Genomic DNA, 23,048 nt, shown 5'->3' with positions numbered 1-23,048 from the left:
GATCAGCCGCAGGTGAACTTCGCGTCGGCCCAGTCGGCGTGGTCGTTGCCGTTGCCGTCGGGCGTGGTGTCGGCGATCAGCTCGACGAACTGGCCACCGCTCACATCGGCGGTGAGGGCGAACGTCTCGCTGGTGGCCGTCTGCAGCGGCGAGGTGACGACGGTCTCGCCGTCGACCTTCACCGAGAAGATCACCGTTCCTCGGGACGCCTGTGCGTCGTCGATGCCGACGTCGGCCGTGAAGGTGCTGCACTGCCCGCCGAGGAAGTACTTGATGGTGCTAGGGGCGTGCGCGCCCAGCCCCTTCTCGTACACGACGCCGTTCAGCGTCAGCGGCGTGCCGTCGCCCGCGCCCTGCGGCCCGTTCGACATATCGCGCTCGACGGGGCCCCAGCCATTGCTGGCCGTCACCCAGTCGTGGTCGCTGGCGAACACGGTGGTCGTGGGTGCCTTCGGCAGCGTCTTCACCTTCGTCACGTTGGTGACCTCGCGCTCGCCGACGGGATCGACGGTGGTGGTGTACGTGGCCGTGGCGCCGATGTCGTACGAGCCGTCGACGTCGGCCGGTGCGGTGATGCTCCAGCGGGTCACCAGCGTGCCCTTGGGATCGATCGAGCCAGCGGTCGCCGAGGTCACAGCTTCGGCCGTCCATCCCTCGGGCAGGGTCAGTGCGACCTCGACATTCTCGATCGCCGAGCCCTCGTCAGAGGTGAACGTGGTCGTGAACTCGGTTGACGTGCCCTGCTGGATCACGTCGGCACCCAATGCACCACTCAGCTGCGCGCACGCGGGGACCGCCTCGGATGCCCCGAGGCGCTCGACGGTGAAGTCATCGACGATCAGGTCAGCCGCGCCGCCGCCGATGCGGTTCAAGCCCACGAACGTGTCGCCGCAGGCGCTGGCATCCACGATCTGCTCGAACCGTGTGGTCTCGTGCACGGCACCGAACTCGGTGCTCGCGGTGATGCGCGGTCCGGTCGACGAGTCGTAGCCGGTGACCCAGGCGTACTGGCCGGCGTCGGTCGACTGGTAGTCGAACGAGACGCGGTAGCGCTGCCCGGGCTCGAACGGCACCGAGTAGTCAGACGTGCGGTAGACGAGCCCGCGGTTCTCTTGGTGCGCCATCAGCGAGTACTCGCCGTTCAGGATGTTATCGATCTTGCGACCGTTCCACCCCTTCTGCGTGTAGTCGTTGCGCTTGGCGATGTGAGTACGCGGGTCATTGGTGCCTCCGGCGCTGCCCTTGAAGAACGGCCCCCATCCGGCATCCGTGTCTTCGAAGTCCTCGCGGGCGATCACGTCGTCGCCCAGCGTCGGTGCCTTCGCCTCGATGATGCGCACGTCGTCGACGCGCACCGGCGCGTCGCCGTCGCCGGCGGCGATCGTCAGCGTCGTCTTGCCGTTGCCCTGGGCGGGCACGGTGAAGTGCACCTTCAGTCGTTGCAGGGTCGTGCCGTGCCACTCGTCGGATGCTAGATAGTTGACCGCCTTCGACGAGTCGATCGTGACGGTGGCATCCGACCCCTTCGGCACGTCGATGCCGAGCGTGACCTCGCGCGTCTTGTCCTTGTCGATGCCGACCCAGGCGCTGGCGGTGTACTCGCCGGCGGGCAGCTTGTCGAGACGCTGCGAGATCGACGACGCCCCTTCGCCGAACAGCGCCGCACGGCGGCCCTTGGCATCGCGATCGATGCTCACGGTGCCACGAGGGTTCCAGGCATCGAGGTCGGTGAGATTGAAGCCCGGGTCGGTGATCGTGGTGCCTTCACCGAAGGCCACCTTCTTCGGCAGAGCGCTGCCGGAGTCGTTCTTCTTTCCTCCGACGAGCACGTAGGGCTGGCCGGCCTCGGCATCGATGGTGACGGCGCCGTCGACCACGGCGACGTCGGCGATCTTGGTGCGGCCGCCGTCGCTCAGCGCGAACAGCTGCAGCGAGCGGTTCTTCGCGAACGCGTCGGTGAGGGTCCAGGTGGTCTCACCGCCGGCAGGGTTGTAGTGGTACATCTTGTCGACCTTCTGGCCAGGCTTCGACGACCACGGCAGCAGGTAGGTGTCGCCGCGCAGCACCTCATCGCCGGCGACGGTGATCGAGCGCTCGGATGCCGTCGTGCCGGTGATCCGCACATCGTCGGCGAGGTCGATGGCATCGTCGGTCCAGCGCATGATCTCGTGGTGCTGCACGAACTTCGCCGGCACGTTGGCCGTCCAGACGTTCTCGAGGAAGGCGTTGAAGTCGTTCTGACCGGTCCACCCCTCGAACTCGATGATGTGAGCGGTGCCCAGACGGGGGTCGGGGTTCCAGGTGTCGGATTGCGTGTTGTTCACGAACCGCAGGATCTGCGAGTTGACGCCCTTGTTGGTCGAGCCGCCGTACTTCTCGTCGGTAGCCCAGTGCGACCAGGTGTTGTTCGCCGCGAGCTTGTCGGCCCACTCGGACGCCACGCGGAAGTCGTTGTCGATGAGGGATTCCTGGATCTTCTTCGCCAGCCACCCGTACTTGTAGTAGACGTCGACGTAGACCATGTCGAGGTTGTCGTGAGTGGAGTCGGCCAGTTCGCTGATGCGCTGGTCGAGCAGGCCCTCGTTGGTGTCGTAGCGCTGGTCGATGTAGTACGACTGGTCGAGCCAGTTCCAGCCCGGTGCCCGGGGGTCCATGATCTCGTCGCTGAACGAGTTCGCCTCGGGGTAGATCTCGGTGGCGTTGATGTGCACCCCGAACGAGGCGTTCCACTTCTCGCCGGCCTTCAGCGCCTTGTTGAGGTCGTCGAGGCCGCCGGCGCGCTCATTGAAGTTGTCGCCGTAGTCGGTGTTCGCCGAGTCATGGCCCTCGCTGGTGTAGCCCTTCAGCAGAGCGACCTGACCGAGCCCGTCGGTGTTCTGCGCGATGCGCTTGACGTCGTCGAGCGTGCGCAGGAACGGGTGGGTGGCCTGTGAGGCGAAGTTGAACGGGATGTGCGTGATGACGTTGTTGGGCGTCTGATCGCCCTTGAACGGGGCGACGCGCAGGTCGCGCAGCGCGATGGCGCCGTCTTGCCAGTCGACGGTGCCATCGCCGTTGGCGTCTGGGGTGATGGCCACCTTGACCCAGGGCAGTTCCTCGGTGTCGGGGGCGCCCTTGGCGCGGTACAGCCACTGGCCGCTCGAGACGCCGACCTCGACGTCCTCGCCGTCCTTGACGATCTGGCGCCAGAAGTTGCCGGAGTCCTTGTGTGCGGGGCCCGACGAGTCGTCGTACATCGCGTTGGTCGTGAAGGCCGCAGCCAACTCGGATGTGTTAGCGATAACAGTGTTCGTTGAGACCGGTTTGGCGTCGAGGGCGGTGTCGGCGGTGATGGGCAGGAACTTGTCGCCGGAGACCGCGCGATCGACCGAGAGGTCGGCCGTGGCGATGTGCGCGCCCGGCTGCGCTGATGACACGGTGACGAGATCGTGCCCGGGGATGCGCAGTGTGGCGACCTTCTTGTCGGGGTCGATGATCTCGGTGAACGCGAGTGTGACGACGTTCTTCTTGACGCTGAGCCGCGCAGTGAACTCGACGCCGTCGAGCGCCGTCGGGGTGAGCGTGTACTCGGCGGTGGAGCCGTCGATCTTCTTGGAGCGCACTTCTACCCGCTGCGCCGTTCCGTTGATCTCGAGCTCGGCGAGGGCTGCGTTGTTGCCGTGCATGACGGCGCCGCTGGCGCGATCGGTGTACTGCACGACCTGGGGGAACGTGCCGGAGGCGTGCACCTCAAGGGCGCCGGTGCGGAGGGTGATGCCTTCTGGGGTGGCGTCGGCGCTGAACGCCGGAGCTGCTGCGAGCGGCGACAGGCCTGTGACGACTAGGGCTGCGCCCAGCCCCACTCCGGCCCATCTACGAGGGGTCTTCATTTCTGGCTCTCCTTCGAATCAGTTGCCGGCCTGGGGTACCGGCAGGTTCGAGGATGCCACGGCGTGTTAGCGGAAACAAGGGTTGTGGGTGAATGAACGTGACTGAATAGTGCGCATGTGCGCAGAAAACCTCAACAACGCGATGCCTTCGAGGCTGCCAGGTAGTGCTGGCGAACCGCGCGCAATAACGGACGGACCGCTGCACTGTTCCAGTGCGGCGGTCCGTCCGAATGTGGTCACACGCTCCGCTGTGCAGCCGCTTGCTCCACGCGTACGTTCACAATCTGACCGGTCAGACCACTGTCGAGCACCTGAAGACTGACAGCTGCCACGTTCCTAGGATCGAGCAGGCTTCCCTCGGGTTCTTCGCCGAATGCGTTCGTCCGCATCGGAGTGCGCGTGCGCTGAGGATTGATGCAGTTGATGCGAACCCCGTCTTCGGCCCATTCCTCGGACAGCGCCTGGGTCAGGTTGACCACGGCGGCTTTGCTGGCCGAGTAGATACCGTAGTTGGCGCGCCCACGTGTGTGCGAGCTCGAGGTGAAGAGGAGCATCTGCCCGCCAGTCTGGGCCAGGTACTTGTGGGCTGCACGTGACACGATCACGGGTGCGAGAAAGTTGGTCTCGATGCTCGACTCGATGTGCTTGACCTTTGTGGCGGTCAGTGGGCCCATGCGAAGTACGCCTGCAGACATCACGACCGCGTCGATGCGGCCCGACTGCTCGTGCGCCTGCTTGAGGGCTTTCTTGACGTCGGCTCGGGAGCGTACATCGGTGCGCGTGCTCGACCTGCTGAACTGGTGAACGGTGGCGCCGGCTTGCTCGGCGAGCTCGACGATGCTCTCGCCGATGCCATAGCTACCGCCGAACACGACGATCACCTTGCCGGCGAGGTCGGGCAGAGTGTCGTCTGCCGTCAGGCTCGCCGCCTGCAATTGAAAGAGCTTGTCGGCGATGTGCACGTCGATCGGCTCGGTGACCTTCATGTTCTCGGCTGTGCCGTCGACAACGAAGATCGGCGTGTCCGGCAGATAAGTGAACACGACGCCGCAGTCATCCGTTGCGTGGAAGGTCTTGTCGTGGCTGGCCAGCTCGTACGCCTTGCGGATCGTCCCGAGCCGAAACGCCTGCGGGGTCTGCCCACGTCGGAGCGTCGAGCGATTGGGGATACCCGTGATGTGCGAGGCGGAATCGACCTGAATGATCGTGTCGGCGGATGGAATCGCCGTGTCGACGGCGTCGTAGTCATCGAGGGCATCGACACAGTCCTCGAGGATCCGATCGTTGACGAATGGCCGGACGGCGTCGTGGAAAAGCACCTTGGTGTCGGGATCGTCGCCGAGCGCGTCGAGCGCCGCCATCGTCGAGTCGTTGCGAGTCTCACCGCCGGGGATGATGCGGGTCAGCTTGGGGAAGCGCTCCGCGTCCTTGAGCGATGCAAGCTGATCGATCGCGCCAGCGTTCATGACGATGATGATCTCGTCGATGACGGGGCTGGCGTTCATGACATCTAGGGTGTGCTCGACGATCGCCTTGCCAGCGATCTTGATGAGCTGTTTCGGGATCCCCAGGCCGACGCGAACGCCGATCCCTCCGGCGAGGAGTACTGCAACGGTGCGGGTCATGGGCGTAGATCCTACCTCTCGTTCCTGCCCGTGCTGCTCAGATCAAGTGTGCTTGCTGGAGCGTCGGCGGATGCCCCGACCGGGAGCTGCTCGGATAGGTGATGGCGTTCGACTGCATCTCCGCAAAGGCCAACGCGGTCGTGGGCTTCTCACCCAGACAGCCAGCACTACAACGAACCATGCGGCAGCAACTGCGCGCCGCGGCTGCGCTCGCGGATCTGCACACATGTTTGCTCTAACCTGACTTGATGCGGATTAGGATCCAAAGGCGCAGGGTTGCCCGAGCGGGGAAGATTGCCCGAGCAGGGAAGAAACGTGTTCTGCTGGTCGTCGGAGTCCTTGGGCGTGGGGGCATGACCATGGCGATGTTCCACCGGGCCGAGATGCTCTTGCGGCTCGGGTACGACTGCTCGATTCTCACGCTGGATTACAACCCGGGTTTCGATGATCAGGTCGAGACCATCTATGCGAGTGGCCGTCTCTCGCGAAGCGTCGCCATCCTCAACCCTTTCAAGCAGCTCAGTGAACTCGCGGTACAGAGGAAGCCCGTCAGAGCGCAACTCAACGACGCTGGAACCCAAGGCAGGTATGTGGAGGTTGGTGAGGCGGAAGGTGGCAGGTACGAGCGCCACTTCAGTGCCGACGGTATGTACCTCCACTATGTGAGGAAGCGACGCGACGGCACGATCCAGTTCGTCGATCACTTCGACGAGCATCATGTCCGCACCCGCAGAGATGAGTTCGCGCCGCTTGGTTGGATACACAAATCCACCGACTACAACATGGGCAAGGTTCACCAGGAGCGGTTCTTCGCGCCGAACGGTGACGCGTATCTGTCTCGATGGTGGAACGTCGACACGGGGAAACCGTCAATCGTCTTTGACCTGAGTTCGACGCACGGCGTGGCACACAGGTACTCGAGTCTCAGCGCGTGGCAGACCGCGTGGATGGCTTCGATCGCAGGGGAAGCATCCTCAACGATAGTTTGTGACGGCCCGGGAAGCATGTTGAAGGTCATCGATGTCCCTTCGCACATAGCGCGACGAGTGGGCGTGGTGCACACTGCGCATTTCGAATACTCCCCAGACTCAGATCGTGGCCCGCTGAAACAGAATCACTCGTTCCTCGAGCGTGCACACGAGCTCGATGCGCTCGTCGTGCCTACCGAGGAACAAGCGCGCGACATCGTGGATGAGTTCGGGGCTGCTGATCGGGTCGTCACCATAAGGAACGTTCTGCCGACGGGCGCCGCGGCTCGTCCGCGGGTGACGGTAACGTCCAGGGTGTCGATGTTCTGCACCTTGAACGCCGGGAAGCAAGTCGACCATGCGATACGTGCGTTTGGCAAGATCGCGTCGGAATTTCCAGACGCGGCCTTCGATATCTTCGGCGAGGGGCCGGAGAAGCAACGTTTGCAGGCATTGATCAACGAGCTCGGTCTGCACGAGCGGATCCGATTGCGCGGGTACACGCTCGATGTCGAGGGCGAGATGAGGGCATCAACCTGCACACTGCTTACATCTCGCCAAGAGGGCATGTCGTATGTCATCGCAGAGTCTATGCTTCAACAGGTTCCCTGTGTCAGCTACGACGCCAGATATGGTCCCTCCGAGCTGATCACCGACGGTTCCAATGGGCTGTTGGTGGCTGAAGGGGACGTGACCGGGCTAGCAGGTGCGCTCGGGTCGATGCTACGTGATCCGCGCCGAGCGCGTGAAATGGGTGAGCGCGCGAGACTGGCGGTTCTGCGGCTGTTCGACGCAGATCAAATAGAAGACGCCTGGCGCTCGCTCGTCGAAGGCGAACTATCCGAGGGCTAGAGGAGAGCGGAAGCGATGCGCGCGAGGGTCGTCAAATGGTCCCGTAGGTGGGCGTGGGATGACCATGGGTCCACTGTTCTGGCACTGCTTGCGGTGGGTTTGTATGCATTGGGAGCGCCGTGGTTCGCGCTCGTTCTTGCCCTGTCCTTGGTCGTGGTGATGGTGCTGTCGCAACGGAAGACCCGGCGGTGGTCGGGCCGCTTCGTAGCCGCCAGGCTGGTGTTCATAGCGGCGCTGGCTCCGCTCGTCGCAACCACGGAAGGAGGCGTCGTTGGCATCGTCGGAGTGACCGCGGTGGGGGGCGCCGTTGTCATTGAACGAATCAGCCGAGACCCGCTACTTCATCTGGGCTACGTGCGCTACGCCAATGTGTCCGTGAACCAAGCGAAGAGCGACGCGGCGCTCATCGCGTCGCGTGGGACTTTCACCCTGAACACGATCGCGATCGCTGTTGCCGTGTATGGTGCGTTCGGGACGAGCACTCTTGTAGTGCTCGGAGCTGGGGTCGTGGGCCTCGCGTGTGCGGTCGCTCTGATGATGACTGTTCGCATCTCTTCCCTACGCGAACAGCGTGCGCGCCGCGAAGCCAGGGAAGAGATCAGACGGGGGGCTGCGCGTTACATTCTTCACTGGGATGGACCGGTCTCAGGCACCTATCAGGTTGAGATGTGGCTGCCCTATCTTGAAGAGTTGGGTGTTCCGTACGTGATCGCGACCCGCAATCGCGACACGGTCACTCACCTCGGCGCCCTGAGTAGTGCACCTGTCATGTGGTGCCGCAACGAGTCGGACCTCGACGTGATCGTCACGGAGCAGGTTCGCGCAGTCGTCTATGTGAATACGGCGCTCAAGAACCTCCACTTGATTCGCAATTCGAGGCTCATGCACATTCAGCTCAACCACGGCGATAGCGATAAGAACGCAAGCGTCAGCAAGGCGTTCCGTATGTTCGATCGGAACTTCGTTGCCGGACAAGCGGCAGTTGATCGGTTTGCTGCTGCAGGTGTCGCGGTACTCCCGGATCAATTGAGGATCGTTGGTCGACCACAGGTGGCATCAGTGGAACGCGCGCTACCGGGCGCTACCGTGCGGACGATCCTCTATGCTCCGACCTGGGGCGGCTACTTCGCAGACTCGAACTACACGTCGCTCCCGCAGATAGAACCGGTGATTGACGAACTACTAGCGAAAGGCCTCCGAGTGGTCTTCCGCCCTCACCCACTAACCGATCGGCATCCGGAGCATCGGCGGAGCAGGCTGCGCCTCGAAGACCGGTTGGCGGAGCATGCCGCTGCTTCGGGGCTTGATCACGTGTGGGGTGACCGGGTCAACGCTCTTTCAATGATGGAGTGCATGAATATCTCCGACGCGATGATCGCCGATGTATCAAGCGTCGTGACGGACTACCTGTTCGCAGAGAAGCCGTTGCTGATGGTCTCTCCGGAGGGAGCGAAGAGCTTCGTTAAGACCTACCCCGTGGCGCGGTACGCCTACCTTCTTGAGCTCCGGGGATCGGGGCCGGAAGATGTTTCCGTACGGGAGGCTCTCGACGTTGCGCTGAATGAGGATCCCATGAAGGGTCTCCGGGCGGCCGGCCGAGACTACTACCTTGGCGACTTTCCCGCGGCTACCTACTGCGCGACCTTCTTTGATGAGCTGCGGATGGCGATCGAGGGGTTGCCTACTCCCGAGTCATGATGCTGCGGAGATCTCGTTAGTGGTGGTGCCCAGCTCCCGAAGTCTTTGGGTGAATAGCTGAGCGAGGCGGTCCGTTGCATTCGTGTGCCCGGCCCCGGGAACAGCTACGAACTTTTCGCTCAGATCCTTAATCTGATCACGGTTGCACATGTCGTGGCGCACCATCTCGACGAGTTCGTCAATGGTGTGCGCCATCGGCAGGCCGAGATCCTCTGGGTAGGTGAGGTAGAAGTCCCGCCGCTGGGTGTACGCGTCGAGGTCCGGCGCGATCAGGTACGAGGGAACCTCGGCGACGGCGGCTTCGAACACGGCCGACGAATAGTCGGTGATGAACAGGTCGGCGATCAGCAGCAGGTCCTGCGTCGACAGGCCGGGGGCAACCCGCAGCTGTGAGTCGACCGGTACGGGCACGAGCGGGTGCAGTTTGGTGATCGTCGCGTAATCGGCATCCGCCATCGCTCGGGTCAGCTCGACCGGATCGATCGTCGCCATGCTCCCTTCGGTGCGTACCGTGGGAGCGAAAAGCGCCAGCTTCTTGCCGGTCAGCTCGGGGTACAGGTACGTGAAGCGCTCTCGCACCGCGGCCCGACGAGCCGGATCACGTAACCGGTCGACTCGCGGAAGCGGTGCGACGACGACCTTCGATACGTCGGCGCCGAACGCCTCGGCGAACGGCTCCCGGCAGCGTTCGGCGCTCGCGATCACGATGTCGTAGCCGGCGTGCATGCGCATGGCCTTCGCCAGCAGGGGGTCGCGTCCACCGCGCTGCCCGACGATGCTCAGGCCGAACTTCTTCAGCGCCCCTAGCGCGTGCCACAGTTGCACCACGGTCAGTCCTTCGGAGCGCGGCGTCGCCGAGGCGATGATCGAGTAGCCGTCGACGACCAGCACGCGCGACGTCGACGCGTGATACATCTCCACCAGCAGATGCGCTGCATAGGCGAACTTGCGGACGATACCCGGCGGCACCATCCGTGCGATCATCACGACCTCGACCGAGGGGTCGGTGCGTAGCATCGCCTCTCTCAGCAGCCGAAAATCCGATGGGGGAGTGCTGCTTTGCCGGGTCAGCAGAGTCACCTTGTGTCGCCGCGGCAAGACCCGCATCACCACGCTGACCACGGTCAGAGCGAAGCGCGCCGCGTACGCGGCGAGCACATCGAGGCGCAGGCGCCGCGCGACCGACATCATGAGGTCGGCTCCACGACACGCGTGCCCATGAGTTCGCGCGCGATACGCGCGCTGGATCGCCCGTCGAGGGCATCTGCGAACTCGTTCAGGAACGCATCGAGACGCACGCCATCGACGGTCGCGCCACGGATACCGTCGGCGAGGGCATCGGCCGAGCGAACGACGGGGCCGATCGCATAGTGGTCGAACGGGCGGTAGAACGAGCGTGCCGCCTCGTACTCGTCAAGATCGGGGACGAAGAACACCACGGGGCGCCGCAGGAGTGCGAACTCGAAGATCGATGACGAGTAGTCAGTCACGAGCACGTCGGATGCCATCAGCAGATCGTTCATGTCGGCGACCGCCGCGGCATCCACAACACCGGCCGGCAGTTCGTCGCGCGCGACGAAAGGATGCTGACGCACTCCAATCCGCCAGCCGTCACCGAGCGCGGACGCGATGCCGGCCCAGTCGGCGTCCGGTGCGGCTGTTGCGCTGCGCTGGCCGTTGCCGCGGAACGTCGGCGCGTACACGACGAAACGCTCGCCTTCGGCAACGCCCAACTCGCGACGCACCCGTGCGCGTGTCCGTGCGACGGCCTGTGCGTCGAAGAACACGTCTGATCGGGGCATGCCCCAGGGGTGTACCTGCTCGCTGGGGATGCCGAACGCCTCGGCGTAGTCGTCGACGATGCCGGATGAGCTCACGACGGCATCCGTGTAGTTACGGTGGATCTCGCTGCCGGGGGTCGGGCCGCCAGGTAGCCCCGCCCGGCTGTGCCCCACTTGCTTGAAGGCACCGGCAGCGTGCCAGATCTGCACCAGGCGTGCACCGGACCGGATTCGGAACCGATATATTAGGGGATAGAAGTCATCGAGGATGATGATCGAACTCGTTGCGATCAGCCACGGTACCCGGAGCGCATCGCGAAGCGGGCGGCGTGCGGACAGACTCGGCTTGAAGACGCCGATGATCTCGGCGGACGGCTCTTCTCGCAAGATCGCGTCGCGAAGGAAACGCATGTTGCCGATGAAGTCGCTATGAGAATCGGACAGGAAGAGCACCCGATTCGGGGCGAGGGGTCGGAGGGTCGTCCAGGCCCGGTAGGGCAACGAATACGGAAGGAATCTGGCGCGACGAAGTAGCTGACTCCTTCGAAGCCATTGGCGCACGGATTGTTCACCTGATGTTCTTCGAGCGGACGGAATCCGTTCAGTATAGGAGAACGCACCGACTCGCTATTCCCAGGATGTGGTGGGATCAGACACCGCGGGCGGGGGTGCTCGAGACCGTAACTGGCCGTCCGTCAGGCCCGCCCAGCCCGCCCATCGCGAACGCCAGCACCGCATCGAGCACCATGTCCGCGCTCAGTACCCGGTTGTGGCCCAGGCCGTTGGTCAGCAGCAGGTGTGATCGGCCGGGGTGCGCCGCATGCAGTGCCCGGGAGTGACGGGCATCGAGTGCACGGTCCTGTCGGTCATGGACAAGCAGCAGCTCGGTCCCGGCAGGCAAGGGGTGCGTGAGCGTGTCGAAGCGGGCATCCGATTCCTCGCGACGCAACCCGAGGCGGCGGTAGAACCCCGCCTCGAACGCGGGTCGCGCGTACGCGGGCATCCGCAGCGCGCCCAGGAACTGATCATGGAACGCGGGCACGGCCCCCGCCCCGGCGATCGATGCGACGCGGCGCGCGGGCACGCCGTCGCGGACGGCGGCCAGCGCTGCGAACGCGCCGAACGAGTGGCCGACGATCAGGTCGAACGGGCCCTCGGCGTCTGAGAGCGCGTGGGCGGCATCCACCCAGTCGCGCACATCGGTGCGCCGGCCCGGCGAGTCGCCGTGCGCCGGGGCATCGAACGCCACCACCCGGTATCCCTCGCCGACCAGGTCGCGCACCAGGGGTGCGAACTGCGAGGCGCGCCCGTTCCACCCGTGCATCAGCAGCACCGCCGACGGTCCGGCGCCCCACTGGTAGGTCTCGATCTCGGCGCCGCCGACGCGCACGCGTGCGCGGCGCGCGGCATAGTCGGTGAGCCAGTCCTCGTCGCGCAGGCGCATGCGGGTGGTCGAGAAGAACGCGTTCAGCGCGAGGTGCGCGCCGAGTGCGGGTGCGACACGGGCGGTGGTGCGGATGCTGGCGGCGGTGACGGTCATCAGTGCATTCACGATCGACTCCTATCAACACGAACGATCGTACTTAGACTACATGAACGATCGTTCGTAGAATAGGGAGATGGAAGAACTGGTCATCGACGGGCGCCGCGCGCGCGGAGACGCCTCGCGCCGCGCCGTGCTGACCTTCGCCACCGACCTCGCCTCGGTGGGCGGTCTCGACGGCCTCAGCATCGGCCAGCTCGCCGCCGCCTCGGGGCACAGCAAGAGCAGCATCGCCGGGCTCTTCCAGAACAAGGAGGGTCTGCAGCTCGCGACCGTCGCCGCCGGACGTGAGGTCTTCATCCGCGTCGTCGTCGAACCCGCCCGCGAGCACGAACGGGGTCTCGCCCGACTCGTCGCGCTGATGCATCACCTCATCGAGTACTCGCGCACCCGCGTGTTCACCGGGGGCTGCTTCTTCGCCGCCATCACCGCCGACGTCGACTCCAAGCCCGGCCCGGTGCGCGACGCCGTGCGCCAGGCCATGGCCCTCTGGTACGACTACATCGCCGTTCAGGTGCGCTACGCGGTGGAGTCCGGCGAGCTCCGTCTCGACGCCGACAGCATCGAACAGGTGGCGTTCACCCTGCCGGCGCTCTACGAGCAGGCCAATGCGCGCTCACTGCTCTACAACAGCGACGAGCCCTATCGCCTGGCGGCCCGCGGCATGTGCGACCTGCTCACGGCATCCGGAGCCGACCCTGCCGCGCTGGCCCTGCTGCGGCGCTGAGGCCTGAGTCTCAGGCGCGACGCTCGCGCACCGGCAGCAACAGAAGCAGGCCGACCAGCAGCACCAGGACGATGCCGAGAATACCGAAGGTCGTCGACTGCGTCGTCACGATCAGCAGCGTCCAGGCGCCCGATGCCATCCAGCTCGCCGCGCGTCCGGTCGTGGCGTACAGGCCGAAGATCTCGCCCTCACGCCCGGCCGGGGTCAACCTCGCCAGGAACGAGCGGGCCGCGGACTGCGCCGGGCCGACGAACGCGCACAGGATCAGCCCGCCGATCCAGAACACCGTCGTTCCGGCATCCACCAGGAAGAACACCGCCAACCCCGAGATGATCATGGCGCTCAGAGACAGCAGAATGATGCGCTTGGGGCCGAAGCGGTCGTCGAAACGTCCGGCGATGATCGTCGAGACGCCGGCGATCAGGTTGGCGGCGATGCCGAAGATCACCAACTCGGTGAACCCGAAGCCGAACACGACCGCCGCGATCACCGCGCCGAAGGCGAACACGCCGCCCAGCCCGTCGCGGAAGACCGCGCTCGCCAGCAGGAACCAGAACGTCGGTCGCGTCTCGCTGTTGCGGTACAGGCTGACCACGTCTTGTGTGAGCAGCACGTACGACTTGAAGAACCCGGCCTTGCGCTCGGGGCGCCCGAGCGACGGCTCGGGAACGTTCAGGAAGATCGGGATGCTGAAGATGATCGCCCACACCGCGCAGCCCACGGCGATCAGGCGGAACGGCAGGCCGTTGTCGGTCGACATGCCGAACCAGTCGGCGGTGTCGAGCACGACGACGATGACGAGGGCCACGATGCCGCCGAGGTATCCGAAGCCCCAGCCGAGGCCCGAGATGCGCCCGATGTTCTTCGGGTTGGCGATGCCGATCAGCATGGCGTTCGAGTTGACCGCGGCGATCTCGCCGAACACCGATCCCGCCGAGATCAGTGCGACGCCCACCCAGAACATCGACGGCACCGGCGTGACGAACCAGAGGCCGAACATGCACAGGATCAGCGCGCCGGTGCCGATGCCCAGCCACAGCTTCTGGCGGCCCGCGGCATCCGCCTGCTGTCCGAGCACCGGGGCGAGCAGCAGAATCGCCAGGGCGGCGATCGTCGAACCGAGACCCAGTCCCGAGGTCAGCTCGGCGAGAGCGGCCTCTTTGAGAGGGTCATCGTCGGCCAGCCCCTGCAGATCAGTCGGCAGGAATGCGTCGCTGACCAGGTACAGCGCGGTGAAGATGAAGGTGAGGATGACCGTGTTGAACGGCTGCGTCGCCCAGTCCCACAGGGCCCACGAGTAGACCTGCTTCTTGGGGGCGGGGGTGTCGCCACGCAGGTCTAGCCCCATCACCGCCACGGCATCGGTGCTGGCGGTCGCCTCGGGGTGCGGCACCCGGTGGTCATCACTCATGCTCGCAGTCTGGCCGTGACGGGTGAACGAGCGGTGACGACGCGCCGCTCAGAAGCTGGTCACCAGGTCGCCGAGGATCGCGGTGACCTCGGTCGGGTCGGTCGCGTCATAGAACTGTGCGCCCGTCGCCGACGCGATCTGCTGCAACGTGTCGACATCGGCGCTCGAGCCGTAGGCGAGTGTGAACACCTTCACGGCGGCATCACGCGGCAGTCCGGTGAGGTCGTCGAGCATCTCGGCCTCGGTGATGGTGGGCACCAGGGTCTCATCGGCGCCGTCGCTGAGCACGATCACCGCATTGATGTGATCGGCGACGTGCTCATCCGACCGGGCGCGGGTGAACTCCGATACGGCCGAGTGCAGCGGCGTGTACGCATCCGCACGCAGGCTCTTCACCCCTGACAGCAGTGCGTCGCGGTTGCTCGCGATGTCGGCAACCGGCGTCAGCATGCCAGGCGCCACGTCAGCCCCACCCGATGACGAGAAGGCGGCCAGGCCCACCAGGTCGCCGTCGGTGAAGTGTCCGAGCGCGGCCGTGATCGCCGACTTCGCGGCCTCGATCTTGGTCTGCCCGCTCGGGATCGCGTTGTTCATCGATCCCGAGGTATCGATGAGAAACAGCACGGCGGCGCGTTTGCGCACACTGGAGAAGCTGTCATGCAGCGCCGTGACCACCTCGCCGGAGGGAAGGTCGATCGGGTTCGGCACACGTCGCGGCAGCACGCCGACGTCCTTCACCACGGGCGCCAGCCGGCCGTCGAGGTCGCGGTATCCGGCATCCGTGACGATCTTCTGCCCCTCGGCGGTGTGCGCGAATCGGAGGAAGTCTGCGGCGGCCGAACGCTCTTGCTCATCGACCCAGTCGCCGTCGAGCACGACGGCGGTGCTCTCGGCGACGTACACGCCATCGGTCGGGTAGATCGCCACGAGTTCGTCGTGGGGCACGTCGCCCTTGACTCGGGTGATGCCGTCGTGGCTGATCATGCCCCGGTTGTAGTCCCACACCGATTTCTCATCGACGATCACCGCCGACAGGAAGTCCGACGACGCGCCGCTCTCTTCGGCCTGCCGCGCGTGCCACAGGAAGTGCTCGGGGGTCGACAGGTAGTGGCTGGTGGCCAGCTCGTGCATGCGCACCTGATCGAGCACCGCCGTATCGCCGAACTCGGCCGCCGTCGACGCTCCCACGCCGCTGCCCGAGGCACCGAACGATGCAAGCAGCGCCGCCTCGCCCGAGGTCGCGACCAGCGGGCTGGTCTTGCCCAGCTTGAACGCGCCCCACTCGGGGTGCCCGAGCACCGACCAGAAATCCGGGCGGTTCGCCAGTGAGAACACCTCGGTCCAGGTGGGCGCCTCGTTGTACCAGCCCGTCGCGAAAGCGAGTGGCGCGGGCATGGCGAGGACGATCCCCGTGCTGGCGACCTCGGTGCCCTCGGCCGGTACGACGGTCGCGCCCTCGGCGTTGGCCACGGACAGCCACGTCGCCGAGTCGGGTAGCCAGATCGTCGGCCGCTGATCAGCAGGGACGTCGGCGAAAGAGCCGGCGGCCCGGGTGGCGGCGGCTCCTGACTTGTCCTTCGCGGTGGTGACGGTGACGCAGCTGCCGTCGATGTCGCGCGGAGCGGCGTTGTAGCCCTCCGCGAGCTTCTCGACCATCTCGGTGTTCTCGAACGAGGCCAGCACGTGCACGGTCGTGCATGGCGTCGCCCCGGCCGCCGCCGCGGGGGTGTCGAGCGGGAATAACGGCGTCGCCAGCGTCGAGGGGACATTCTCGTCGGCATCCGACATCGCAGCGGTCGCACCGCCCGGCGCGAGATTCGCGACGATGGCGGTGCCGACCGCGCCCAGCGCGCCCAGCAGGAAGACGATGGTCGCGGTGAGCAGGATCAGCGCCGGGCGGCGGCTGCGTCGTGGGGCCGGGTCGGTGTCGGGTTCGGTATTCGCCGGTTCGGAGGGGGCGGATGCTGACGCCGGCGCCGCGGTCGGCGCGGGTGCGGTGGATGCCGTCGCCCGTGCCGTGCTGGAGGCACCGGTGAAGGCGGGGAGCGACGCCGTCTTGCGCGTGCGGCGGCTCGAGCGAGAGGGCGCCTCCGAGCCCGCGACCAGCGCGGTTCCGGCGTCGTCGATGCCGGTGTCGACGTGGGTCGAACGGCGGGCGGGAGGTGTGACTTCGGGCTCTGGCATGCGCGTACTCCGTCGGGCGCGGTGCTTGTGGCACGTTGCGATGTGGCCGCGCGTGTCGGGGCACGGCTCAGGGCACGACCAGATTAGTTCATGATCCTTCCTAATTCGACCCCCTTTTTCTCCTCCATCATTCGGATGATCTTCTTTGCTGTAGCCCCGTGGATCCTCGCCCGTGGAGCGCATCCATCGACACGGTCGCCTAGCGTGGACGCAGACCCGACGAGGAGACGACTTGTTCACGACACCCGCCCGCCTGTACCGCGTCCTCGCGATCGCCGAAGCGATCACCTGGACCCTGCTGATCAGCGCCCTCATCGCGCGCGCCCTCGGCGTCGACCCGCTGGTCGTCACCATCGGCGGTGGCATCCACGGATTCGTCTTCCTGTCGTACGGCGCGATGGCCGTGCTCGTCGCCTTCAACCAGCGATGGCACCCGGGCGTCGCGTTCACCGCGATCGCGAGCGCCGTCGTGCCGTTCGCGACGATCCCTGCCGAGATCTGGCTGCACCGCACGCGCCGGCTCGAAGGGGAGTGGCGGCTCACTCAGACCGACGACCCGCGCGACCACACCTGGTACGACCGCACTATGCGCTGGTTCCTGCAGCGCCCGTGGGTGCTCGGCGCACTCATCGGCGTCGCGATCGTCACGCTGTACACCGTGCTGCTGATCGTGGGCCCTCCCGGCGGCAAGTGAGCGCTGCCGGGCGGCACGGGGGATCTGCCGGGCGAAGATTAGCGGCGATCGCGCGGCTGTGACGTAATGTGACGAGCCGATTGTCGGGGGTGCCAGCTCCGAACATACGGTTTCTCTCGTCCCCACGAGAGGAAACCGAACACCATGTCCCGCCGCATCACCACCTTCGCCGCCGCCACCGCGGCGGTCGCGCTCATCGCATCCCTTGCCGGCTGTTCCTCGTCTCCCGCCACCAGCGGTGAGAGCGAGAGCGACGTCGTGCGCATCGGCGTCGTCGGCAAGAGCGACCCGCAGTGGCCCGCCTTCGTCGACGCGGCAGCGGCAGAGGGCATCGAGGTCGAACTGGTCGACTTCGCCTCGTACGAGCAGCCCAACCCGGCACTGGCCGAAGGCGAGCTCGACCTGAACCAGTTCCAGCACATCGTCTACCTGGCCGACTACAACGTCGCCTCGGGCCAGGACCTCACGCCGATCGGTTCCACGGGCATCTACCCCCTCGGCCTCTACTCGCAGAAGGTCGACGACGTCGCCGACATCAAGGACGGCGACACCGTGCTCGTTCCCGACGACGTCTCCAACCAGGCCCGCGCCCTGCTCGTGCTGCAGTCGGCCGGACTCATCGAGCTGACCAGCGGCGGCACCATCTTCTCTGACCTCGCCGACATCGACGAGGAGAACTCCAAGGTCGAGGTCGTCGCCCTCGAAGCCGCACTGATCCCGAACTCGCTGCCCGATGCCGCCGCGGCGATCATCAACAACGACTTCGTCACGCAGGCCGGCCTCAGCTTCGAAGACGCCATCGCGCAGGACGACCCCTCGGACGCCAACGCGCTGCCGTACGTCAACATCTTCGCCGCTCGCGCCGATGACAAGGACAACGAGACGTACCTGAAGCTCGTCGAGATCTTCCAGACCGACGAGGCCGTGCAGGCGGGCCTCGCTGAGGCATCCGGCAACACCATCGTTCCGCTCCAGACCCCGGTCGCCGACCTCGAGGCCTCGCTCGCGAAGGTCGAGAAGGACACCGCAGAAGCAAAGGGCTGATTCATGGCCATCGTGACTCTCACCGATGTCACGAAGACGTACCCGGCCGCGGTCAAGGGCGCACAGCCCGTGACCGCGGTCGGTGGCGTGACGCTCGACATCGAACAGGGCGACGTCTTCGGCATCATCGGGTACTCGGGTGCCGGCAAGTCCACCCTCGTGCGACTCATCAATGCGCTCGAACCCGCCACCAGCGGGTCGATCGTCGTCGACGGCGTCGACATCACCACGCTGTCCGAGCGTGAGCTGCGCGACGTGCGCGGCGGCATCGGAATGATCTTTCAGCAGTTCAACCTCTTCGCCTCGAAGACCGTGAAGGCCAACATCGCCTACCCGCTGCGACTCGCCGGGTGGAAGAAGGCCGACATCGACGAGCGCGTCGCCGAACTGCTCGCCTTCGTCGGACTCAGTGACAAGGCCAAGGCCTACCCCGAGCAGCTCTCGGGTGGGCAGAAGCAGCGCGTCGGCATCGCACGCGCGCTCGCCACCCGCCCCGCCATCCTGCTCGCCGACGAGGCCACCAGTGCCCTCGACCCGCAGACCACGCACGAGGTGCTCGCCCTGCTGCGCCGCGTCAACCGTGAGCAGGGCGTCACCATCGTCGTCATCACACACGAGATGGACGTCATCCAGACCATCGCCACCAAGGTCGCCGTCATGGAGCACGGTCAGGTGATCGAGCAGGGCGACGTGTTCGAGGTCTTCTCCGACCCCCAGAACCCGGCCTCCCAACGCTTCGTCGGAACCGTGATCAAGGGCATCCCGTCGCCCGCCGAGGCCGCCTCGCTGCGCGAGCGGCACGACGGCCGCCTCGTCACCTTCTCGTTCCGCGACGGCGACTCATCTCAGGCGCAGGTGTTCGTCGACCTCGCCCAGGCGGGGCTGGACTTCGAGCTCGTCTACGGCGGCATCAATGACATCCGCGGCCGCGCGTTCGGTCACCTCACTCTGGCGATCCGAGGGGCGGATGCTGTCATCGACGCCACGCTGACGCGCATCGGCGCGCACGCGACCGTCACCGAGATCGCGCCGGAGGAGGTCGCCTGATGGAACGCCTCAACGAACTGTGGCCCGAGTTCTGGGATGCCGCGCTCGAAACGCTCTACATGACGACGTTCGCGCTCGTGCTCGCCGGCATCCTCGGCACTCTTCTCGGCATCGGACTGTACGTGACCCGACCGGGTGGGCTCATGCCCAACCGCGTCGTGAACGCGCTGCTCGAGCTGCTGGTGAACTTCTTCCGCCCCATCCCGTTCGTCATCTTCATCGCCGTGCTGCAGCCGGTCACCCGCGCCGTGGTCGGCATCGGCATCGGAACGACGGCCGGGGCGTTCGCGATCGGCATCGCCGCCGCGTTCGCGATCGGCCGCATCGTCGAACAGCACCTCGTCTCGGTCTCGCCCGGCGTCATCGAGGCGGCGCGTTCGATGGGTGCCGGCCCGTGGCGCATCCTGTTCACCGTCGCGATCCCCGAATCGCTCGGACCGCTGATCCTCGGCTACACGTTCGTCGTGGTGGCGCTGATCGACATGACCGCCATGGCCGGAATGGTCGGCGGTGGCGGACTCGGCGCATTCGCGCAGATCTACGGCTTCCGACGGTTCGAGCCGGTCGTGATGTGGGCGGCGATCATCCTCATCGTGCTGTTCGTGCACCTGGTGCAGCTGCTCGGAACCCGCCTGGCGCGCGTGATCATGCGACGGTGAGCGCGGCCAGGTCTGCAGAGTTGGTCAGGCCAGCAGGGTCGGTCAGACCTGCAGCGTCGGGAAGGTCCAGCTGCCGTCGATGATCTCCGGGCGCGGGCGGTACAGGCGTACGACGTAGTTCCAGCCCTCGGTGATCGGCAGGGCGTTCGGCGTGCCCGGCGGGTAGTCGCCGAAGCGCACCGTGATCGTGCCGTCGGTGGTTCGGATGCCCGTGATGTTGTTGATCGTGTACGCGTCACGGTCGTTGGGCTCGAAGAACCCTGCGGCGTTGTAGACCGAGATCGACCAGAACCCGTCGACCGGCACATCGCCGACCGTCAACTCGTACTGGCCGACCGGAAGCCGCGGGTTGGCGCCGACGTAGACGGCCTCGGACGAGGGCAGACCTCCCCAGCCCGCGGCGGTGCCGATCAGGTGGTGCACCGGGTCGACCTCGTCGCGCGTGCCGAAGGTGCGGTCGAACGATGACAGGTTGCGGGCGAGCGACAGCAGGGCGTCCCGCGTCTCGTTGAGCGTGGTGGTGTCGTAGTCGGGCATTTCGAACGGGGTCGCGGATGCCGCCGTCAGCACGATCTGGTCCTGCAGCGCCGCGACGGCCGCGATGTCGTCGGGGTCCGCCGGGTCGACCAGCATGCGCACGGCGAGCATGACGTGCGGTGATCCGAGCTGCTCGGCGGACAGCTGGTGCTCGCCGGCCTCGTGCAGCACGACGTTGATGAAATGATGCTCGTTGACGGCCATCACTGACAGGTACCTGCCTCCGTGGTCGGGGAGCGTGAGGGTGGCTCCGCCGCTGACGTCGACGACCGCGAAGCTGTAGAGCGTGTCGCGGTTCATGCGGATCACGGTCTGCTTGTCGATGGGTGCGGGCGCTCGGTTGTGGCGGAAGGTATTCACGCCGCCCGAGTCGTTCTGCAGATCGTGCATCATGCGGTGGGTCTCAGCGACCGTGAAGTTGTCGACGTTGACAGGGATGCTCATGCGGATATTGTGCGCGTTTCACGGCGCCCGCGAAAGAGGTGGTGGCGGATCTGCGCCGTCGTACGTGCCTCTCGCTCAGCCGCCCGAGGGTACGACTGTCACCTCGACGGGGATGACAGTGAGCTCGAGGCCGATCGGGGCCGTGAAGCCGTCTTGCAGCGACTCGTGCAGGTCGGTGGCCTGTGGGGGCTCGCCGGGGCCGCTGATCGTTATGCTGACGGTGTCGCCGGTGACCGAGATGTCTGAGACGACGAAGTCGGTGTCGTCGCCGAGCCAGTCCTCGACCGTGTGCTGCACGTCGCGCTGACGGTTCTGGGACTGCAGGATCCCCTCGGACGTCAGCATGAGGGGCAGCAGAATGATGCCGGCCAGGGCGATGAACGGCACGACGGTCTGCATGATCTGACGCGGGCGGTTGCGCAAGGCGTAGGGGCGGGCGAAGCCGGTGAGCACGAACACCGCCGAGGCGCTCAGAACGATCGCCACGAAGTTCGTCAGGAAGAGCAGCGTGGCGCCGCCCGCGTCGGCGTACTGGCCGCCGTTCAGGCTGATGCCCACCACCGCGAGCGGCGGCACGAGGGCGACGGCGATCGCCACACCGGCGATGCCGCTGGCGACGCGTGCGTTGACGGTCGCGAAGGCGCCGGCCGCGCCGGCCGCGATCGCGATCAGCATGTCGACCGTCGTCGGGCTCACGCGCGAGACGATCTGCGAGTTCGTGGCGTGCGAGATGGCGATGGGAGCCCAGGCGCTGATCCCGTAGGCGAGCGCGACGGCGGCCAGAGCACCCGCGACGATGAGGGTTGCCGAGTCGAACGCCCGTCGGCCCCAGCCGTTTACGAGAGCACCGGCGAGGCCGAGGATCGGCGTCATGAGGGGCGCCACGAGCATGGCCCCGATGACGACTGCGGTCGAATCGGCCAGCACGGCGAACGATGCGATGGCGACCGAAAGCACGAGCATGACCCACCACGTGCCGAGCTTGGTGAGGCGCTGCGGGCGCTCGAAGTACAGGCCGGCGGCGTACTCGGCACGCTGCTTGCGGCCGATGTCGGATCCATCGATCCAGTCCCAGATCAGTTCGGGAACTGTGGCCGTGGGCGGCACGGTCGTCGTGCCTCGGGCTGAGTGACGCAGACTCCACGCGACCAGCAGCAGACCGAGTACCAGCGCGGCCACGGCGCCGCCGATGATCACCGTCGAGACGACCGAGGATGGAACCAGGTATGCCAGGATTCCGGCGATGACGGCGATGGAACCGCCGGCCAGGCGCGGTAGCGGGTCGCGTTCGCGGCGCTTGAGCAGGGCTCCGATGATCGCAACGACCCCGCGGATGCCGATGAAGATGCCGGCGAAGCCCACCACGAGGGTCAGCGTGAGCGCGTCGCCGGCCGCGTAGATCGCGAGGACCATCGCGGCCGCGAGGGCGAGCGCGGCGAGCCCGCGCAGCGCGGCGAGCCAGCGACTGATGCCCTTGCCGAACCAGCGGCGCCCCGACGCCGCGTACCCGAGGTCGGTCGCGCCGCTGAGAGCGAGCAGGGCGACCACGATGAACGTGACGAGCATGGTGGTCGCGTTGGGCAGCAGCAGCACGACGGTGCCGCCGGCCATCGCGAGGAGTCCGCGGACGCCGGCGGGATTGGACAGCGCGGCGACCATCGCGCGGAACCGCTCCCGCACGCTCGATGCCGGTGGTGGGCTGACCGTGTCTGCCTGATCGTCGAGCGTCACAGCTGCCTCCCCGATGCTCTCTGAGGTCAGCATAGGGTCACGCGCGCGTGCGCGGGAGCTATGTGTGCGGATGCCGGAGACCCGGGTTACGAAAGGTTGAGTCACCTCATATCAACTTTGAATTGACAGCATCCGACGTTCCGTTTACACTTGAGTCATCACGACTCAGGTTCTCGGTGACCACCGAAGGGGCCGGGTCGTCCCACAGACTCTCACCCACTAAGGAGAAAACAC

General features: G+C 66.0%; 16 protein-coding genes. 7 read left to right on the top strand and 9 right to left on the bottom strand.

Features of this window, described 5'->3' with window-relative positions; genetic code table 11:
* Positions 1 to 2 precede the first annotated feature (2 nt).
* Together JF543_RS01205 and JF543_RS01200 are read right to left on the bottom strand one after the other, a co-directional pair.
* Positions 3 to 3,869, bottom strand: a complete 3,867-nt coding sequence (locus JF543_RS01205) for an endo-alpha-N-acetylgalactosaminidase family protein (protein ID WP_206822513.1) — start codon at positions 3,867 to 3,869, stop codon at positions 3 to 5.
* 236 nt (positions 3,870 to 4,105) lie between these two features.
* A complete protein-coding gene (locus JF543_RS01200) occupies positions 4,106 to 5,494 on the bottom strand; it encodes a bifunctional cytidylyltransferase/SDR family oxidoreductase (protein WP_206822512.1) in 1,389 nt (462 codons plus the stop codon).
* A 353-nt stretch (positions 5,495 to 5,847) separates the two neighbouring features.
* Between JF543_RS01200 and JF543_RS01195 the strand changes: the two genes are divergently transcribed.
* Both JF543_RS01195 and JF543_RS01190 read left to right on the top strand, forming a co-directional pair.
* A complete protein-coding gene (locus tag JF543_RS01195; protein WP_206822511.1) occupies positions 5,848 to 7,314 on the top strand; it encodes a glycosyltransferase in 1,467 nt (488 codons plus the stop codon).
* 93 nt (positions 7,315 to 7,407) lie between these two features.
* Positions 7,408 to 9,012, top strand: a complete 1,605-nt coding sequence (locus JF543_RS01190) for a CDP-glycerol glycerophosphotransferase family protein (RefSeq protein ID WP_206822510.1) — start codon at positions 7,408 to 7,410, stop codon at positions 9,010 to 9,012.
* On the opposite strand, the gene JF543_RS01185 is transcribed toward JF543_RS01190, so the two are convergent.
* From JF543_RS01185 to JF543_RS01175, 3 genes are all read right to left on the bottom strand, one after another.
* Positions 9,007 to 10,203: a CDP-glycerol glycerophosphotransferase family protein gene (locus tag JF543_RS01185; protein WP_206822509.1), complete on the bottom strand. Its 1,197-nt coding sequence runs from the start codon at positions 10,201 to 10,203 to the stop codon at positions 9,007 to 9,009. The two genes, JF543_RS01190 and JF543_RS01185, sit on opposite strands and share 6 nt — an antisense overlap.
* Positions 10,200 to 11,354 (bottom strand): CDP-glycerol glycerophosphotransferase family protein, encoded by a 1,155-nt coding sequence (locus JF543_RS01180; protein ID WP_347401060.1) that lies wholly within the window; start codon positions 11,352 to 11,354, stop codon positions 10,200 to 10,202. Before JF543_RS01180 ends, JF543_RS01185 begins: the two co-directional genes overlap by 4 nt.
* Positions 11,355 to 11,442: 88 nt before the next feature.
* Positions 11,443 to 12,345, bottom strand: coding sequence for an alpha/beta fold hydrolase (locus JF543_RS01175; protein ID WP_206822507.1), 903 nt, complete (start codon positions 12,343 to 12,345; stop codon positions 11,443 to 11,445).
* A 67-nt stretch (positions 12,346 to 12,412) separates the two neighbouring features.
* On the opposite strand from JF543_RS01175, the gene JF543_RS01170 reads away from it, so the two are divergent.
* Complete coding sequence (locus JF543_RS01170; RefSeq protein WP_206822506.1) at positions 12,413 to 13,063, top strand: TetR family transcriptional regulator C-terminal domain-containing protein; 651 nt, start codon at positions 12,413 to 12,415, stop codon at positions 13,061 to 13,063.
* Between the two features lie 10 nt (positions 13,064 to 13,073).
* On the opposite strand, the gene JF543_RS01165 is transcribed toward JF543_RS01170, so the two are convergent.
* Both JF543_RS01165 and JF543_RS01160 read right to left on the bottom strand, forming a co-directional pair.
* Complete coding sequence (locus JF543_RS01165) at positions 13,074 to 14,474, bottom strand: MFS transporter (protein WP_179409703.1); 1,401 nt, start codon at positions 14,472 to 14,474, stop codon at positions 13,074 to 13,076.
* 48 nt (positions 14,475 to 14,522) lie between these two features.
* A complete protein-coding gene (locus JF543_RS01160) occupies positions 14,523 to 16,658 on the bottom strand; it encodes a substrate-binding domain-containing protein (RefSeq protein ID WP_206822505.1) in 2,136 nt (711 codons plus the stop codon).
* Positions 16,659 to 16,890: 232 nt separating this feature from the next.
* Between JF543_RS01160 and JF543_RS01155 the strand changes: the two genes are divergently transcribed.
* From JF543_RS01155 to JF543_RS01140, 4 genes are all read left to right on the top strand, one after another.
* Positions 16,891 to 17,352, top strand: a complete 462-nt coding sequence (locus tag JF543_RS01155; protein WP_179409705.1) for a DUF3817 domain-containing protein — start codon at positions 16,891 to 16,893, stop codon at positions 17,350 to 17,352.
* A gap of 144 nt (positions 17,353 to 17,496) precedes the next feature.
* Positions 17,497 to 18,396, top strand: coding sequence for a MetQ/NlpA family ABC transporter substrate-binding protein (locus JF543_RS01150; protein ID WP_206821478.1), 900 nt, complete (start codon positions 17,497 to 17,499; stop codon positions 18,394 to 18,396).
* Positions 18,397 to 18,399: 3 nt separating this feature from the next.
* Positions 18,400 to 19,443: a methionine ABC transporter ATP-binding protein gene (locus JF543_RS01145; protein WP_206550981.1), complete on the top strand. Its 1,044-nt coding sequence runs from the start codon at positions 18,400 to 18,402 to the stop codon at positions 19,441 to 19,443.
* Complete coding sequence (locus JF543_RS01140; RefSeq protein ID WP_179409708.1) at positions 19,443 to 20,102, top strand: methionine ABC transporter permease; 660 nt, start codon at positions 19,443 to 19,445, stop codon at positions 20,100 to 20,102. Before JF543_RS01145 ends, JF543_RS01140 begins: the two co-directional genes overlap by 1 nt.
* Positions 20,103 to 20,144: 42 nt before the next feature.
* On the opposite strand, the gene JF543_RS01135 is transcribed toward JF543_RS01140, so the two are convergent.
* Positions 20,145 to 21,083 carry a DUF1214 domain-containing protein gene (locus JF543_RS01135; protein ID WP_206822504.1) on the bottom strand — a complete coding sequence of 313 codons (939 nt, stop codon included), beginning with the start codon at positions 21,081 to 21,083 and terminating at the stop codon, positions 20,145 to 20,147.
* A gap of 75 nt (positions 21,084 to 21,158) precedes the next feature.
* Positions 21,159 to 22,814: a DUF389 domain-containing protein gene (locus JF543_RS14570; RefSeq protein WP_206822503.1), complete on the bottom strand. Its 1,656-nt coding sequence runs from the start codon at positions 22,812 to 22,814 to the stop codon at positions 21,159 to 21,161.
* Positions 22,815 to 23,048: the final 234 nt, after the last annotated feature.

The organism is Microbacterium esteraromaticum, assembly GCF_017303215.1.
Lineage (GTDB): Bacteria > Actinomycetota > Actinomycetes > Actinomycetales > Microbacteriaceae > Microbacterium > Microbacterium esteraromaticum_C.
The sequence above is the reverse complement of the archived record's forward strand: the minus strand, read 5'-3'. Positions and strand labels throughout refer to the sequence as shown.

What these genes read in the sequence shown, in the direction of transcription:
- JF543_RS01185 (WP_206822509.1), bottom strand. Translation starts at nt 10,203, where the DNA reads ATGATGTCGGTCGCGCGGCGCCTGCGCCTCGATGTGCTCGCCGCGTAC.
- JF543_RS01160 (WP_206822505.1), bottom strand. Translation starts at nt 16,658, where the DNA reads ATGCCAGAGCCCGAAGTCACACCTCCCGCCCGCCGTTCGACCCACGTC.
- JF543_RS01140 (WP_179409708.1), top strand. Translation starts at nt 19,443, where the DNA reads ATGGAACGCCTCAACGAACTGTGGCCCGAGTTCTGGGATGCCGCGCTC.
- JF543_RS01195 (WP_206822511.1), top strand. Translation starts at nt 5,848, where the DNA reads ATGACCATGGCGATGTTCCACCGGGCCGAGATGCTCTTGCGGCTCGGG.
- JF543_RS01145 (WP_206550981.1), top strand. Translation starts at nt 18,400, where the DNA reads ATGGCCATCGTGACTCTCACCGATGTCACGAAGACGTACCCGGCCGCG.
- JF543_RS01200 (WP_206822512.1), bottom strand. Translation starts at nt 5,494, where the DNA reads ATGACCCGCACCGTTGCAGTACTCCTCGCCGGAGGGATCGGCGTTCGC.
- JF543_RS01165 (WP_179409703.1), bottom strand. Translation starts at nt 14,474, where the DNA reads ATGAGTGATGACCACCGGGTGCCGCACCCCGAGGCGACCGCCAGCACC.
- JF543_RS01135 (WP_206822504.1), bottom strand. Translation starts at nt 21,083, where the DNA reads ATGAGCATCCCTGTCAACGTCGACAACTTCACGGTCGCTGAGACCCAC.
- JF543_RS01205 (WP_206822513.1), bottom strand. Translation starts at nt 3,869, where the DNA reads ATGAAGACCCCTCGTAGATGGGCCGGAGTGGGGCTGGGCGCAGCCCTA.
- JF543_RS01170 (WP_206822506.1), top strand. Translation starts at nt 12,413, where the DNA reads ATGGAAGAACTGGTCATCGACGGGCGCCGCGCGCGCGGAGACGCCTCG.
- JF543_RS01150 (WP_206821478.1), top strand. Translation starts at nt 17,497, where the DNA reads ATGTCCCGCCGCATCACCACCTTCGCCGCCGCCACCGCGGCGGTCGCG.